General features: G+C 70.0%; 17 protein-coding genes. 14 read left to right on the top strand and 3 right to left on the bottom strand.

Annotated features, from left to right (window positions below; all coding sequences use genetic code 11):
• The first annotated feature begins 63 nt into the window (after positions 1–63).
• From SSOG_RS27435 to SSOG_RS27450, 4 genes are all read left to right on the top strand, one after another.
• Positions 64–1,431, top strand: a complete 1,368-nt coding sequence (locus SSOG_RS27435; RefSeq protein WP_009717516.1) for an FAD-binding oxidoreductase — start codon at positions 64–66, stop codon at positions 1,429–1,431.
• A gap of 167 nt (positions 1,432–1,598) precedes the next feature.
• Positions 1,599–3,251: an RDD family protein gene (locus tag SSOG_RS27440; RefSeq protein ID WP_009717517.1), complete on the top strand. Its 1,653-nt coding sequence runs from the start codon at positions 1,599–1,601 to the stop codon at positions 3,249–3,251.
• Between the two features lie 78 nt (positions 3,252–3,329).
• A complete protein-coding gene (locus SSOG_RS27445; RefSeq protein ID WP_009717518.1) occupies positions 3,330–3,911 on the top strand; it encodes an RDD family protein in 582 nt (193 codons plus the stop codon).
• 60 nt (positions 3,912–3,971) lie between these two features.
• A complete protein-coding gene (locus SSOG_RS27450) occupies positions 3,972–4,478 on the top strand; it encodes an RDD family protein (protein WP_009717519.1) in 507 nt (168 codons plus the stop codon).
• Here the strand turns inward: SSOG_RS27450 and SSOG_RS27455 are convergent.
• A complete protein-coding gene (locus SSOG_RS27455; protein ID WP_009717520.1) occupies positions 4,464–4,730 on the bottom strand; it encodes a hypothetical protein in 267 nt (88 codons plus the stop codon). The genes SSOG_RS27450 and SSOG_RS27455 overlap by 15 nt on opposite strands.
• Before the next feature lie 329 nt (positions 4,731–5,059).
• Here SSOG_RS27455 and SSOG_RS27460 point away from each other — a divergent pair, with 329 nt between their 5' ends.
• Together SSOG_RS27460 and SSOG_RS27465 are read left to right on the top strand one after the other, a co-directional pair.
• Positions 5,060–7,447, top strand: coding sequence for an immune inhibitor A domain-containing protein (locus SSOG_RS27460; RefSeq protein WP_039938835.1), 2,388 nt, complete (start codon positions 5,060–5,062; stop codon positions 7,445–7,447).
• A 112-nt stretch (positions 7,448–7,559) separates the two neighbouring features.
• The gene (locus SSOG_RS27465; RefSeq protein WP_039938837.1) at positions 7,560–7,871 is read left to right on the top strand and encodes a hypothetical protein; all 312 of its coding nucleotides are present in this window, start codon (positions 7,560–7,562) and stop codon (positions 7,869–7,871) included.
• Positions 7,872–7,937: 66 nt separating this feature from the next.
• On the opposite strand, the gene SSOG_RS27470 is transcribed toward SSOG_RS27465, so the two are convergent.
• Positions 7,938–8,522: a nicotinamidase gene (locus tag SSOG_RS27470; protein ID WP_039938839.1), complete on the bottom strand. Its 585-nt coding sequence runs from the start codon at positions 8,520–8,522 to the stop codon at positions 7,938–7,940.
• Between the two features lie 121 nt (positions 8,523–8,643).
• Complete coding sequence (locus SSOG_RS27475) at positions 8,644–9,978, bottom strand: nicotinate phosphoribosyltransferase (protein WP_009717524.1); 1,335 nt, start codon at positions 9,976–9,978, stop codon at positions 8,644–8,646.
• 91 nt (positions 9,979–10,069) lie between these two features.
• Here SSOG_RS27475 and clpS point away from each other — a divergent pair, with 91 nt between their 5' ends.
• The 8 genes from clpS to SSOG_RS27510 all read left to right on the top strand — a co-directional run bounded on the left by clpS (position 10,070) and on the right by SSOG_RS27510 (position 15,654).
• The gene (gene clpS / locus SSOG_RS27480; protein ID WP_009717525.1) at positions 10,070–10,372 is read left to right on the top strand and encodes an ATP-dependent Clp protease adapter ClpS; all 303 of its coding nucleotides are present in this window, start codon (positions 10,070–10,072) and stop codon (positions 10,370–10,372) included.
• Entirely contained in the window at positions 10,372–10,989 is a 618-nt protein-coding gene (locus SSOG_RS27485) for a DUF2017 domain-containing protein (RefSeq protein WP_009717526.1), read from the top strand. The genes clpS and SSOG_RS27485 overlap by 1 nt, the downstream gene beginning before the upstream one ends.
• A 223-nt stretch (positions 10,990–11,212) precedes the next feature.
• Complete coding sequence (locus tag SSOG_RS27490; RefSeq protein WP_009717527.1) at positions 11,213–12,619, top strand: amino acid permease; 1,407 nt, start codon at positions 11,213–11,215, stop codon at positions 12,617–12,619.
• Positions 12,620–12,699: 80 nt separating this feature from the next.
• Entirely contained in the window at positions 12,700–13,122 is a 423-nt protein-coding gene (locus SSOG_RS27495; RefSeq protein WP_009717528.1) for a M67 family metallopeptidase, read from the top strand.
• Between the two features lie 91 nt (positions 13,123–13,213).
• Positions 13,214–13,330, top strand: a complete 117-nt coding sequence (locus SSOG_RS57945) for a putative leader peptide (protein ID WP_324618130.1) — start codon at positions 13,214–13,216, stop codon at positions 13,328–13,330.
• Between the two features lie 113 nt (positions 13,331–13,443).
• Positions 13,444–13,722: a MoaD/ThiS family protein gene (locus SSOG_RS27500; RefSeq protein WP_009717530.1), complete on the top strand. Its 279-nt coding sequence runs from the start codon at positions 13,444–13,446 to the stop codon at positions 13,720–13,722.
• Positions 13,722–14,672 carry a PLP-dependent cysteine synthase family protein gene (locus tag SSOG_RS27505; RefSeq protein ID WP_009717531.1) on the top strand — a complete coding sequence of 317 codons (951 nt, stop codon included), beginning with the start codon at positions 13,722–13,724 and terminating at the stop codon, positions 14,670–14,672. Before SSOG_RS27500 ends, SSOG_RS27505 begins: the two co-directional genes overlap by 1 nt.
• A 229-nt stretch (positions 14,673–14,901) precedes the next feature.
• Complete coding sequence (locus SSOG_RS27510; RefSeq protein ID WP_009717532.1) at positions 14,902–15,654, top strand: MBL fold metallo-hydrolase; 753 nt, start codon at positions 14,902–14,904, stop codon at positions 15,652–15,654.
• Positions 15,655–15,744 lie beyond the last annotated feature (90 nt).

A 15,744-nucleotide genomic window follows, 5' to 3' on the forward strand; every position in this document is an offset into this window, starting at 1 on the left:
GCGTCCTAACCCGGTCGCCGCGCCGATCTTCCCTGGCGCCCGCCCGAGTGCGAGCCTGGACGTATGACCGACCTCATCGAGTCGCTGCGGGAGGGCCTCCCCGAGGAGGCAGTGCTCACCGACCCCGATGTCACGGCGGCGTACGCCAACGACATGGCGAGCTTCTGCGATGCGGGCGCGCCCGCCGCGGTCGTCCTCCCTCGCACCGTCGAGCAGGTGCAGCACGTATGCCGTACGGCCACCGCGCTGCGCGTCCCCATCGTTCCGCAGGGCGCGCGCACCGGCCTGTCGGGCGCGGCCAACGCGTCCGACGGCTGCATCGTGCTGTCCCTGATCAAGATGGACCGCATCCTGGAGATCAACCCGGTCGACCGGATCGCGGTCGTCGAACCGGGCGTGGTGAACGCGGCCCTGTCGCGCGCGGTGCTGGAGAAGGGTCTGTACTACCCGCCGGACCCCAGCAGCTGGGAGCAGTGCACGATCGGCGGCAACATCGGCACGGCGTCGGGCGGGCTGTGCTGCGTGAAGTACGGCGTGACCGCCGAGTACGTCCTCGGCCTGGACATCGTCCTCGCCGACGGACGGCTGCTGTCCACCGGCCGCCGCACCGCCAAGGGGGTCGCGGGCTACGACCTGACCCGCCTCTTCGTCGGCTCCGAGGGGAGCCTCGGCATCGTCGTACGGGCCGTCCTCGCGCTCAAGCCCGCGCCGCCCGAACAGCTTGTCCTGGCCGCCGAGTTCCCCTCCACCGCGGCCGCGTGCGACGCGATCTGCCGCATCATGGAGCGCGGCCATGTGCCCTCGCTGCTGGAGCTGATGGACCGTACGAGCGTGCGCGCCGTCAACGCCCTGGGCGATATGGGGCTCCCCGAGTCCACCGAGGCCCTCCTCATGGCCGCGTTCGACACTCCGGACCCGGCGTCCGATCTGGCCGCCGTGGGTGAGCTGTGCACGGCCGCCGGGGCGACCGAGGTGGTCCCGGCGGACGACGCGGCCGAGTCCGACCTGCTGCTCCAGGCCCGCCGTATGACGCTGACCGCGCTGGAGGCGGTCAAGGGCGTCACGATGATCGACGACGTGTGCGTACCGCGCTCCCGCCTCGCCGAGATGATCGACGGGACGGCGGCCATCGCCGAGAAGTACGACCTCACGATCGGCGTCGTGGCCCATGCCGGGGACGGCAACACCCATCCGACGGTCTGCTTCGACCCCGCGGACCCGGACGAGTCGCGGCGGGCGCGCGAGTCGTTCGACGAGATCATGGCGCTGGGTCTGGAGCTGGGCGGCACGATCACGGGGGAGCACGGGGTGGGCGTGCTGAAACGGGAGTGGCTCGCGCGTGAATTGGGACCGGTGGGGGTGGAGTTGCAGCAGGGCATCAAGCAGGTCTTCGACCCCTTGGGTCTGCTCAATCCGGGCAAGCTGTTCTAGGGGCCGGCAGGCGGCTTCCCGTATTGACCGCCAAAAAGTTGCGAGGCGGTGCCACAGTAGGTACGGGCCTCCGGCCCGTCTGATAGACCTTGACAGCGCGCTCCGGGTTGCACTGCGGCAGCGCAGCACAGCAGCACGGCGAGCACAGATACGGGACATCGGAGATCATGAGCGCCCCTTCCTCAGGATCCGCTGACGGCAGCTCCATTCCTGGGTTTTATCCGGATCCGTCCATTCCCAACTACATCCGGTACTGGAACGGCGCTGCCTGGGTGCCCGGCACCAGCCGCCCCGCCCCGGCCAAGGGCGAGGCCATGCCCGCCGCGCCACCCGGAGTCACCCACACCCAGGTCACCAGCCCGGTGCCGGACGAGACCGGCCCGATGTTCCTGGACGAGGACCCGGAGCCGGGACCCGCGGTGGACATCGGCGGTTCCCTGCCCGAGGTGCGGCGGCGTGCCGAGATGGACGTACGGGAGTCCGGCACGGGCAGCGTCATGGGCACCGAGCCCGTGCCGCCCACCGGGACGGCCGCCCCGGTCGACTGGGACGATCCGCAGCGGCTGCACGGCACCCGCCCCGGGGCCGGGGCCGCCTGGCAGGCCGACGCGTCCCACCAGGCCGGATTCGGCGGTGAGCAGGACCGCCGGATCTCCTGGGGTTCCCCGGAGCCGGACGACCCGCGCGCGGGGGTGCCCGACCCGCGCGGCGCGGCGGACGGAGACGTCGGCGGTGACGGGAGCGGCCGTGGTGAAGGCGGTCGCGACCAGGGCACGCTGACGATGCGCGGCGGCGACGCGAACGCCGCGGGCGGTACGGGTACGGGCGACCGCAACGATCGCGCCACCCACGCCCTCCCCGCCGTACGCAACCCGGAGCTGCCCTCGCCCTCGGCCGAGGCCGGGGCCGGTGCCGGTGCCGGTGCGCCGGACGGCACGATGGCGATCCGCGCGCTGCGGCCGACCGGCCGCGACGAGGGCACGATGACGTTCCGTACGCTCGACCGCGACGCACCGCCGCAAGGCCCCCAGCAGTCCCCACCGCAACAGCCGCCCCAGCAGCAACAGCAGCAGGCGCCCCAGCAGCAGCAACCCCCGCAGCAGCCCTACGGCGGCATCCCGGCCCAGCCGTCCCACGGCGGTCCCGGCGGCCCCGGGCCCGGCGGTCCCGGTGGCTGGCAGCAGCAGGTGCACCAGCTCGCCCAGCAGCCGCCGCAGCAGCCCCAGGCCCCGCAGGCACCCCAGCCCCCGGCGCCCCAGCAGGGCGCGCCCGAGAGCGTCATCCCCTGGAAGCCGCCGGTCGACAATCCGTTCCTCCAGGCCGCCCAGGCCCAGGGGCGGCCCGCCGGGCTCGGCCGCCGCCTCGCCGCCCGGCTGATCGACATGGTCGTGCTGCTGGCCATCACCGGCGCGGCCGCGTTCCCGCTGTGGGGGAAGGCCGCCGACCACATCGACGAGAAGGTGGAGACGGCCAAGCAGTCCGGCGAGACCGTCACCGTCTACTTCCTCGACGGCACCACCAGCGGCTACCTGGCCATCGTGCTGGGCGTGCTGCTGCTCGGCGGGATCCTCCTGGAGGCGCTGCCGGTGGCCGTATGGGGCCGTACGCTCGGCAAGAAGCTGTGCGGGGTGCGGGTTCTGGACATCGAGGACCACGACACCCCGTCGTTCGGCGCCGCCCTGCGCCGCTGGCTGGTCTACGGGGTCCTGGGCGTGCTGCTGGTCGGCGTGGTGAACGTGCTGTGGTGCCTGGTGGACCGCCCCTGGCGGCAGTGCTGGCACGACAAGGCCGCCCGCACGTTCGTGGCGACCGCCGGCTGATCCTCGGATGGAGCATCCGGATCGCCCGAACGGGGCGATCCGGATGCGATCGCCCTCGATCGGCGGTCGACTCGGGCCATGAGCACCGACCAGCCGCCGTCACCCGGGGACGGGCCCCGCGACCGGGATCCGTTCGCCAAGCAGCAGCCGCCGCCCCGGGCGAACGGTTCTCCCTACGGTGATCACGACGACGGCGCCGATCCGCTCGCGGGCATGCCCCCGCTCGCCCATCTCGGCCGCCGCGTGGTCGCCCGGATCATCGACGGGCTGATCATCGGCATCCCGGTCGGTCTGGTCATGGCCCTGATCTGGGGCACCTACTACCCGATGGGCGATGGCAGCGACGCCCGCTCGTCCGTTTTCACGCTCGTCTACGTCCTGGCGTACTTCGTCTACGAAGGGCTGATGCTCACCCGCTACGGCCAGACCCTCGGCAAGAAGGCGATGCAGATCCGGGTGGCCATGCTGGAGACCGGCGAGCTCCCGGCGGGCGGCGCCGGCTGGGCGCGCGCCGCCGCGTATGCGCTCCCCGAGATCGTGCCCTGCTGCGGCTTTGTCTTCTGGCTGGTCAACGTCTTGTGGTGCACCTGGGACCGGCCGTACAGGCAGTGTCTGCACGACAAGGTGGCCAAGACGGTCGTGGTCTCGGCCACGCCCTGAGGACGACCCGGTATCGGCCCGCCGAGGGGCGCCCGGGAGGCTGCTGATGTAATCGGGGGCATGAGCCCCGACCAGCTGTCGTCGCCCCCGTACCCCGACCTCGCCGGGATGCCCCCGCTGGCCACCCCCGGTCAGCGCTTCGCGGCCCGGCTGATCGACGGCCTCGTGCTCGGCGTCATCTGGACGGTGGCGCTCGGCATGACGGGCGCGCTCCAGTACGGCATGGAGCACCCGGGCCAGCAGGATCTGGGCAAGGTGATGGCCGCGTTGATCATCACCATGGGGGTCTACTTCGCCTACGAGGGCACGATGCTGGCCCGCAGCGGCCAGACCCTCGGCAAGAAGGCGATGCGGATCCGCGTCGCGGTGCTGTCGGACGGGAACATTCCGGGCCGCCAGGGCTGGGTGCGCGCAGCGGTCTACACGCTGCCGGGACTGCTGATCCCGGTGCTCGTCGGCACCCTGTTCTGGGTGCTCAACGTGGTGTGGCAGCTGTGGGACAAGCCGTTCCGGCGCTGCCTGCACGACAAGGCGGCGCGGACGGTCGTGGTGTCAGCCGTGCAGTGAGTGCTCCCGCGGGGGCTCGGCGGCCACCGCGGACCCGGCCAGCGGGCGGTGGGTGCGCACCGTACGACCGGCGCGGGACGGGCGGGAGACCGGCACGGTGAGGGCCACCAGCAGCCCGAGTGCGAGACCGGCCACGGTCACCAGTCCCACCCCGAGGCCCGAGCGGGTTTCGGATAGCAGCAGCATGGCCAGCGTCGACAGGACGACGGTGGCCGAACCGTAGGCGAGCTGGGCAGAAGTCGGACGCGGCATGGCGGGATCCGTCCTCAGGGGGCAGCGATATACGGGGGCATGAGTCGGCTGACGCGCGCCGTCAAAAGACTCTACGGTGCTGGATGCCCGATGGGGAGTCGAACTAAGCGTGACCTCACCCACGGGAGCGGTGCACGGGGGGCGCACGGAATCACCGGCGCGTGCAACGGTGTTCCACCGGGCCGGGCGGCGCGGCCCGCGGGTGTCCGGTAACCGGTACATGGCGGACCGGGAAACGTAACGACCCCTCACATCCAAGTCAAGGACTGTCTTTTCTCCTGCCACTCCGGTCAAATGTGCGGCACCGGTGTGTGGAAGGGGAGGAACAAGTGAACAGCCAACGGAGGGCGGCCAGATCGGCCGCCGTCGCCACGGTGGTGGCCGCGCTCGGCGCGGCCGCGCTGTCAACGGGTGTTGCCCAGGCGGATGCGCCGTCTACGCGTGTCGAACGCCATGACCCGGCCCCCGCGAAGACGGACGTCGAGCACGATCTGGCGGGCCCGTTCAGCAAGCAGCAGGAGGCGCAGCGGCAGGACGCGCTGCGCCAGGTCATATCCGGGGACAAGGAGACCACCCGGCGCGGCGCGTCGCAGGTGGTGAAGCTCGGCAAGGGGAAGTACGTCGAGCTGGCCCGGGAGAAGACCGACAAGATCTTCACCGTGCTGGTCGAGTTCGGCGACAAGGTCGACGACACCACGATGTACGACCCGGACGGCGCCGACGGCCCCGAGCCGCCGGTGAAGAAGTACGGCGGCGACCCGGGCCCGGCGCACAACACGATCGCCGAGCCGGACCGCGCCGAGGACAACAGCACCGCCTGGCAGAAGGACTACAACCGGAAGCACTTCCAGGACCTCTACTTCTCGGAGGCCAAGGGCAAGGAGTCCCTGAAGAAGTACTACGAGAAGCAGTCCTCGGGCCGGTACTCGGTCGACGGCGAGGTCTCCGACTGGGTCAAGGTCGACTGGAACGAGGCCCGGTACGGCTCCAACTACTGCGGCGACACCAACTGCGCCAACGCCTGGGACCTGATCCGCGACGGCGTCAACCAGTGGGCCAAGGACCAGAAGGCGGCCGGCCGCACCGACGCGCAGATCAAGGCGGACCTGGCCCAGTACGACCAGTGGGACCGCTACGACTTCGACGGCGACGGCAACTTCAACGAGTCCGACGGCTACATCGACCACTTCCAGATCGTGCACGCCGGTGAGGACGAGTCCGCGGGCGGCGGCGCCCAGGGCGAGAGCGCGATCTGGGCGCACCGCTGGTACGCGTACGGCAGCGACGCGGGCAGCACCGGCCCCGGCGCCAACAAGGCGGGCGGCACCCAGATCGGCGACACCGGCATCTGGGTCGGCGACTACACGATGCAGCCGGAGAACGGCGGCCTCGGCGTCTACGCCCATGAGTACGGCCACGACCTCGGCCTGCCGGACGAGTACGACACCACGGGCAAGGGCGAATCCTCCGTCGCCTACTGGTCGTTGATGTCCGCGGGCTCCTGGCTCGGTACCGGCGAGGACTCCATCGGCGACCTCCCGGGCGACATGTCCGCCTGGGACAAGCTCCAGCTCGGCTGGCTCAACTACGGCACTGCGAAGGCCGGTACGAAGTCCCGGCACACCCTCGGGGTCGCCGAGTACAACACCAAGAACAAGCAGGCCTTGGTCGTCAACCTCCCCGACAAGCCCGTCACCACCGAGATCACCGCACCCGCCGAGGGCACCAAGCAGTGGTGGTCCGGGATGGGCGACGACCTGAAGAACACCCTCACCCGGTCCGTCGACCTCACGGGCGCCGCCAAGGCGAGCCTTGACCTCCAGGGCTGGTGGGACATCGAGGAGAACTTCGACTACCTCTACACCGAGGTCTCCACGGACGGCGGCGCCAACTGGACGCCGGTCGACGGCACCGCGGACGGCAAGGCCATCCCGCGCGACGCCGGTGACAAGCCCGCGCTGACGGGCACCTCAGGGGCGTACCGGAAGCTCTCCTTCCCGCTGGATGCCTACGCGGGCAAGAAGATCGACCTCCGTTTCCGCTACCAGACGGACAGCGGGGTTGCCCAGAAGGGCTTCACCGCCGACGCCCTCACCCTCACCGCGGACGGCAAGCCGGTCGTCACCGACGGCGCCGAGGGCGACGACAACGGCTGGACGACGGACGGCTTCTCGCGCGTGGGCGCGTCCTTCACCAAGGACTACCCGCAGTACTACCTCGCCGAGAACCGCCAGTACGTCAGCTACGACAAGACCCTCAAGACCGGCCCGTACAACTTCGGCTGGGCCTCCACCCGCCCCGCCTGGGTCGAGCACTTCCCGTACCAGAACGGTCTGCTGATCTGGCAGTGGGACACCTCGCAGCCGGACAACAACACCGGCGTCCACCCGGGCACCGGCCTGATCCTCCCGGTCGACGCGCACGCCACCCCGGAGAAGTGGGCGGACGGCACGCTCATGCGCAACCGGATCCAGGCGTACGACTCGACCTTCAGCTGGTACCGGACGGGCGGCTTCACCCTCCACAAGGACGGGAAGGCCGCGAAGATCAAGGGCAAGTGGGGCACCCCGGTCTTCGACGACCGCAAGGGTGCGTACTGGGACAAATCCAACCCCACCGCAGGGGTGAAGGTTGCTGACACCAATACCCGGATCGGGATCCTCTGGGAGCGCCCGGACGGCCAGTCGATGACCGTCCAGGTGGGCCCGTCGTCATAACCGCAGGTCAAAGCCGTGACGGCCGTCACCCACTAGCGGGCGGCGGCCGTTCGCGTTTAGATGCCCCTAGACCTTCTTATTGACACGACGTCTCACGGGGGACATGAACCGTATGGCCGATGGAGGATTCATCAAGCTGCCGGGCGGCAGTGTGGTGGTGGCACTGACCCTGCCCCGCCCACTGGGCGACGGCGGCGTCCGCGTCCTAGTGCACGCCGCGAACCGGGCGCGCGCCCTGACCAGGCTGCGCAACCTGGGGCTTCGCGCCGTGTATCTGCGCGGCAACAGCGCGCCACCGACGCCCGACGAGGTGACGGCGGTGCTCCACCACCCCGACGGCCTCATCTGGCGCACGTCCCCCGATATCGGCGGCGAGCTGTGGCACCCCATCGCCGCCCTCATGCGCCCCGCGGCGACGGCCTGACGGCCCTCTGACGGACGCCGGACGCCCCCTCCGGTCCCCGCGACTCGCGGCGGGCCCGGGGGCGTCTCAGCCCACCGGCCGGCCGCTCAGCCGGACGCCCGCGTCCCGTAGCTCCTCCACGGCGCGCTCGGTGGTGGCCGGGGCCACCCCCACGGTCAGCCCCAGCAGTACGTGCGTCACGAACCCCTCACGCCGCGCGTCCAGCGCCGTGGCCCGCACACAGTGGTCCGTGGCGATCCCGGCCACGTCCACCTCCGTCACGCCCCGCTCCCGCAGCCACGCCGCCAGTGACGTGCCGTGCTCGTCGACGCCCTCGAAGCCGCTGTACGCCGCGGCGTACGCGCCCTTGTCGAAGACCGCGTCGATCGCGCCCGAGGCCACCGCGGGCGCGAAATTGGGGTGGAAGCCGACCCCCTCGGTGCCCGCGACACAGTGCGGCGGCCAGGTGCGCTCGTAGTCCGGGTGCTCGGAGAAGTGATCGCCCGGATCGATGTGGCGGTCGCGGCTGGCCACGATGTGGCGGTAGCCGGGCGACGCCTCCCCGATGTAGTCGGTGATCGCGGCGGCGATGTCCGCGCCGCCCGTCACCGCGAGGCTTCCGCCCTCACAGAAGTCGTTCTGGATGTCGACGACGATCAGTGCCCGGTGCATCACGCACGCCTTCCGGCTCGGCCCGAGGTGGTCACAGCAGAGGTGGTCACAGCAGTAGCAGCAGCGGCAGGCGCGATCGGTGTGATCGCTGTCGACGCCATGGTCGTCATGGACGTACCCCTCACGCCTGCAAGTACTCCGTCGGCAGCACCGGCTCGCCCTGCGACAGCTGCGTCGCCGACAGGGGCAGCCCCGCCCGCGCCGCCGCATGGCGGTCGCGCGCAGCGTCCAGCGGCTCCCGGGCCACGATCTCGCCGCCGCGCACCAGCTCGACCTGCATCAGGCGGTCCGCGAGCGCCTCCGGGACGGTGCCGCTGCCGACCACCTCGGCCTCGGCCGCCCCGTCCGCGTCCAGCCGGCGGGCCGCCCACTTGCGGCCGCCGATGGAGGTCTTCCCGCCCATGGACTTCTTCGCCACCGGCACCAGCGGCGCGTCCGGGGCGTTGGATTCGGCGCGGGCGACCAGCTTGTAGACCATCGAGCAGGTCGGATGGCCGCTGCCGGTCACCAGCCGGGTGCCGACCCCGTACGCGTCCACGGGGGCAGCGGCGAGCGAGGCGATCGCGTACTCGTCCAGATCGCTGGTGACCACGATCTTCGTGCCCTTGGCGCCCAGGTCGTCCAGCTGCTGGCGCACCCGGTGGGCGAGCAGCAGCAGATCGCCGGAGTCGATCCGGACGGCGCCCAGCTCTTGACCTGCGATCTCCACCGCGGTGCGCACGGCCTCGGCGACGTCGAAGGTGTCCACCAGCAGGGTGGTGTCGCTGCCGAGCGAGTCGACCTGGGCGACGAAGGCGTCGCGCTCGCTGTCGTGCAGCAGGGTGAAGGCGTGGGCGCTGGTGCCGACGGTGGGGATGTTGTAGCGGAATCCGGCCGCGAGGTCCGAGGTGGTGGCGAAGCCGCCGACGTACGCGGCCCGGGCGGCGGCCACGGCGCCCAGCTCATGGGTGCGGCGCGCGCCCATCTCGATCAGCGGCCGCCCGCCCGCCGCGACCGACATCCGGGACGCGGCGGCGGCGACCGCGGAGTCGTGGTTGAGGATGGAGAGGATCACGGTCTCCAGCAGCACCGCCTCGGCGAAGGTGCCCTCCACCCGCATGATCGGCGAGCCCGGGAAGTAGACCTCACCCTCCGGGTATCCCCAGATGTCGCCGCGGAACCGGAAGTCGGCGAGCCAGGCGAGCGTCGGCTCGTCCACGATCCGGTGCTGGGCGAGGAAGTCCAGCACGCCGCCGTCGAAGCGGAAGTTCTCGACGGTGTCGAGGACCCGCCCGGTGCCCCCGACGACGCCGTAGCGGCGTCCCTCGGGCAGGCGTCGGGTGAAGACCTCGAAGACCGAGCGGCGGTCGGCGGTGCCGGCCCGCAGCGCGGCCTGCAGCATGGTGAGTTCGTACCGATCGGTGAACAGCGCAGTCGACGGCACGTCCACCGGCAGTCCCAAGTCCGCAGTGTCCATGTTGATGATGTTACCTCGCATACTCGTCAGAGTGACGAGATCTGGGTGCCGGTTTAGGCGACCGGCCCTACCGGGTGGCAGCATTGAGGGTGTGAGTGTCAGTCCGGTGGAGATCGAACGTCCTGAAGCCAGCGAGGCGCCGATGGAGGTGCCCGAGCCGGACGTTCCCTGGGTGACGGTGGTCCACAACGACCCCGTCAATCTCATGAGCTATGTCACGTACGTGTTCCAGAGCTACTTCGGCTACTCCAAGGACAAGGCGCACAAGCTGATGCTCGACGTTCATCACAAGGGGCGCGCCATCGTGTCCAGCGGCAGCCGCGAGGAGATGGAGCGCGACGTGCAGGCGATGCACGGGTACGGGCTGTGGGCGACGCTCACGCAGGAGCGCTGATGTCGGGACGATTCGAGCCGCTGCCCGGTGGCGGTGCCACCGTCGCCCTGGACGAGGTGGAGATCTCCATCCTGCGCAGCCTCGCCGTGCAGCTCGCGGAGCTGATCGGACCCGGCGACCAGCCGGCCGGGGCCGAGGACCCGCTGGACGCGCTGTTCGCGGAGGGCCCCAGCGAGGCACCGAGCGACCCGGCGCTGGCCCGGCTGTTCCCGGACGCCTACGGGGCGCCGGACCAGGAGCTGGACGCGGACGCGGAGAAGGAGGCGCGCGCCGCCTCGGCGGAGTTCCGCCGGTACACCGAGAACGACCTGCGGGCCCGCAAGCGCGATGACGCCCTGGCGATGGTGCGCGACCTGGACTCGCTGGCTGCCGGGTCCACCGGGTCGGCCGCCAAGGACCAGGCGGTGCTGGAGCTGGCCCCGCAGAAGTCCCGGCAGTGGCTCGGCGCCCTCAACGACCTGCGGCTGGCGATCGGGACCCGGCTGGAGGTCACCGACGATGACGACGGCGGTGAACTGCTCGGACTCCCCGACTCCGATCCGCGGAAGCCGATGGTGATGGCGTACTTCTGGCTGGGCGGGCTTCAGGAGACGCTCATCGAGACGCTGATGGCCTGACCCCGATGGCGTGATCCCTTCCGCTTGTGATCACTGAGTGTTCGTTTAGAGGGTGCTCAACTCCGGATAACGATCGCATCACCACGATCACTCGCTTTGTTGTGCACGACGGCCTTTGTCCGCTTCTCCCTGTGGCGTGCCCCACATTCCGCTGAGTGGATCAGTGCTGCTCTCGTGGTAAATCTTCACGATCGCCAGCCGCACAGGGAGAAAGGCACACCACATGACCTCAGCGGCGCCCGAAGAGGGCTACGAGCGCGGCCTGGGTAGTCGCCAGGTACAGATGATCGCCATCGGCGGTGCCATCGGTGTCGGTCTGTTCATGGGAGCCGGGGCCAACATCGCCAAGGCGGGCCCCAGCATCATATTGATGTACGCCCTCGCCGGCGTCGTCATCTTCTTCATCATGCGAGCACTCGGTGAGCTGCTCCTGTACCGCCCCGTCTCGGGGTCCTTCGCGGAGTACGCCCGAGAGTTCCTCGGCCCGTTCTTCGGTTATGTCACCGGCTGGACCTACTGGCTCATGTGGGTCGTCACCGGCATGGCCGAGCTGACCGCCGCGGCCATCTACATCCACTTCTGGTTCCCGTCGATCCCGCAATGGGTCAGCGCCCTGGTCTTCCTGGTGATGCTCTTCGGCGTCAACCTGATCTCGGTGAAGATCTTCGGCGAGGTCGAGTTCTGGTTCTCGATGGTCAAGGTCACCGCGATCATCGGCATGATCGTCATCGGCCTCGGCGTGCTGACCCTCGGCTTCTCGGAGGCCGGTGACACCGCGGCCGCCTCCAACCTCTGGTCGCACGGCGGCTTCTTCCCGAACGGCATAGGGGACAGCCTGATGACGCTCCAGGGCGTCATGTTCGCCTACCTCGCCGTCGAGCTGGTCGGCATCACCGCGGGCGAGTCCCAGGACCCCGAGAAGACCCTGCCCAAGGCGATCAACACCCTGCCGTTCCGCATCATCGTCTTCTACGTCGGCGCCCTGCTCGTCATCCTCTCCGTCGTGAAGTGGACCGAGTTCTCCGCGGGCGAGAGCCCGTTCGTGCACGCCTTCTCGGTGATTGGCATCCCCTTCGCGGCGGGCATCGTCAACTTCGTCGTCCTCACCGCGGCCCTGTCCTCCTGTAACTCCGGGATGTACTCCACCGGCCGCATGCTGCGCGACCTGGCCGCCAACAGCGAGGCGCCGGGCATCTTCGGCAAGCTCAACGCCCGCAAGACCCCGTTCGCCGGTATCGCCCTCTCCGCCTTCCTCATGGGCATCGGCGTGATACTGAACTACACCGTCCCGGACAAGGTCTTCACCTACGTCACCTCGGTGGCGACCGCGGCCGGGATCTGGGCCTGGGCGATGATCCTGATCAGCCACATCCGCTACCGCCGCGCCGTCGTGGCCGGCCGGCTGCCCGCCTCGGCCTTCCCGGCGCCCGGCGGTTCGGTCTTCAGCTGGGTGGCGCTGGTCTTCCTCATCGGCGTCACCGGTCTGATCGCGTACGACTCGGAGACCCGGATCTCGCTGTACGTCGGGGCCGTCTGGGCGGTGGTCATGGTGATCGGCTGGTTCGTGCTCAAGAGCCGTACCCCCGAGGTCACCGACCCGGAGCGCAAGCCCGAGTTCGCCCGGGACTGACGCTTCCGCCCTTCGGGCATATCGTCTCAGCAGGCGGGCTCCGGACTGTGGTCCGGAGCCCGCCTCCTATTGTGTGCACCATGCTGACCATCACCCAGGAGCTTCACGACCGGATCGTCGCGCACGCGCGGGCCGACCACCCCGACGAGGCGTGCGGTGTCATCGCGGGCCCGGCCGGAAGCGGCCGCCCCGAGCGGTTCATCCCGATGCTCAACGCGGCGCGCTCTCCCACGTTCTACGAGTTCGACTCGACCGATCTGCTCAAGCTCTACCGCGAGATGGACGACCGCGATGAAGAGCCGGTCGTGATCTATCACTCGCACACCGCGACCGAGGCGTACCCCTCTCGTACGGATATCTCCTACGCCAATGAGCCCGGTGCGCACTACGTCCTCGTGTCCACCGCCGACTGCGGCAACGAGGAGGGGCCCTTCCAGTTCCGTTCCTTCCGGATCGTCGACGGTGAGGTCTCCGAGGAAGAAGTCGAGATCATCCCGGGCTGACCCGATACGTCGTCTCGTATCGCGGGTGTTACCCGTCCGTATCGCGGGACACGCTTCCGGGGGGCGGATCGGGAATCGATACGATGAGTTCATGGTTTCCGATGACGTGAGCGAGAAGACGCCGGGCATGCTGCTCGTGGCGCGGCTCCACGTCGACCTGTGCCGACTCGCCAGCGCGATGTGTCCGCGCCGCGCCCAGGCCGCCTGAGCGCGTCCTCTCCGACGCCCGACGCCCGCCCGAAGCACGCAGCCGAAGCCTTCCGACGACGCCGGCCCCTTCCGGTCCGGAAGTCCACCCCGCCCTCCCACAGGAGATTGAGAATGGCCATCGAGGTCCGCATCCCGACCATCCTCCGCACCTACACCGACGGCCAGAAGGCGGTCGAGGGCAGCGGGACCACGGTCGCCGAGCTGTTCGCCGACCTGGAGTCCCGGCACACCGGCATCCAGGAGCGCCTGGTCGACGGCGGCGAGCTGCGCCGCTTCGTCAACGTCTACCTGAACGACGAGGACGTCCGCTTCCTCGACGGCATCTCCACCAAGCTTTCGGACGGCGACAACGTGACGATCCTCCCGGCCGTCGCGGGCGGAAGGTACTGATGCGGTACGACAGCCCCCTGGCAGCGGTCGGCAACACGCCGCTCGTCCGGCTGCCACGGCTCTCGCCCTCCCCGGACGTCCGGGTCTGGGCGAAGCTGGAGGACCGTAACCCGACCGGTTCGATCAAGGACCGCCCGGCGCTCCACATGATCGAACAGGCCGAGAAGGACGGCCGGTTGACCCCCGGCTGCACCATCCTGGAGCCGACCTCCGGCAACACCGGCATCTCGCTCGCCATGGCGGCCAAGCTCAAGGGCTACCGCATCGTGTGCGTCATGCCGGAGAACACCAGCGAGGAGCGGCGCCAGCTGCTCGCCATGTGGGGCGCGGAGATCATCTCCTCGCCCGCCGCCGGCGGCTCCAACACCGCCGTCCGGGTGGCCAAGGAACTGAGCGCCGAGCACCCCGACTGGGTGATGCTCTACCAGTACGGGAACCCCGACAACGCGGGCGCCCACTACGCCACCACAGGCCCCGAGATCCTGGCCGACCTGCCCTCCGTCACCCACTTCGTGGCGGGCCTGGGCACCACCGGCACCCTGATGGGCGTCGGCCGCTTCCTGCGCGAGAACAAGCCGGATGTGCGGATCGTCGCCGCGGAGCCGCGCTACGACGATGTCGTATACGGGCTGCGCAATCTGGATGAGGGCTTCGTCCCCGAGCTGTACGACGAGTCCATCCTCACCACCCGCTTCTCCGTCGGCTCCGAGGACGCGGTGGCCCGTACCCGTGAACTCCTCGCCCAGGAGGGCATCTTCGCGGGCGTCTCCACCGGTGCCGCGCTGCACGCCGCGCTCGGTGTGGCGCGTAAGGCGGTCACGGCGGGCGAGAGCGCCGACATCGTCTTCGTCGTCGCCGACGGTGGCTGGAAGTACCTGTCCACCGGCGTCTACACCGCGGCCACCACCGAGGAGGCGGTCGAGACCCTGCACGGCCAGCTCTGGGCGTAGACCCGCTGGCGGCGGAATGCGGCGCACCGGGGGTACCCGGTGGTAACCGATGTGGGGCATACGCGGCTGCCCGGGGCTCCGTCCTGGTGATTCCGCCCACAACGCGGGCCCGTGGAGGAGCTACCAGGGCTTTAGCGCCTTACGCTCGTGGGCACCCCGTATGACCCCCGCACCCGCCGCCTCGCCCATGGCCCTCGGCATGGGGACCCCTCAAGGAGGTTCCTGCTCCATGAAGCTCACCGTCGTCGGATGCTCGGGGTCGTTCCCGTCCGCGGAATCGGCCTGCTCGAGCTACCTCGTAGAGGCCGACGGCTTCCGGCTGCTCCTCGACATGGGCAATGGCGCCCTCGGCGAGTTGCAGCGCCACTGCGGTCTCTACGACCTCGACGCCGTGATCCTCTCCCACCTCCACCCCGACCACTGCATCGACATGTGCGCCTACTTCGTCGCGCGGTACTACCGCCACGACGGGGGCCGCGCCGAGGCGATCCCGGTCTACGGGCCCGAGGACACCGAACGCCGCCTGGTCCAGGCGTACGACGATGTGCCCGACGAGAAGTCGATGCAGGAAGTCTTCGACTTCCGCACCCTCACCCCGGGCACCTTCGAACTGGGCCCCTTCACCATCCGCACCGCCCGGGTCTGCCACCCGGTGGAGGCGTTCGGCTTCCGCATCGAGCACGGGGACCGCGCCCTGGTCTATTCCGGTGACACCGGCCCCTGCGAGGCCCTGACCGACCTGGCCCGGGGCGCCGACCTCTTCCTCTGCGAGGCGGCCTTCACCCACGGCAAGGAAGACATCCCGGAGCTGCACCTCAACGGCCGCCAGGCCGGTGAGCACGCGCAGGCCGCGGGCGCCGCCGCCCTGGTCCTCACCCACATCCCGCCGTGGACCGACCCGAACCTGAACCAGCGCGACGCCGAGGCCGTCTTCGACGGCCCGGTGACCCTGGCGCGGTCGGGTGCCGTCTACGAGGTCTGAGCGCCGCTGAGCGCCGCTGGGCCCCGCTGAGCCCCGTACGACGAAAACGGGCCGGATCTGCCCCCGCAGAACCGGCCCGTTTTCGTCGTA

The sequence above is a fragment of the Streptomyces himastatinicus ATCC 53653 genome, assembly GCF_000158915.1.
In the GTDB taxonomy this organism is placed as follows: domain Bacteria; phylum Actinomycetota; class Actinomycetes; order Streptomycetales; family Streptomycetaceae; genus Streptomyces; species Streptomyces himastatinicus.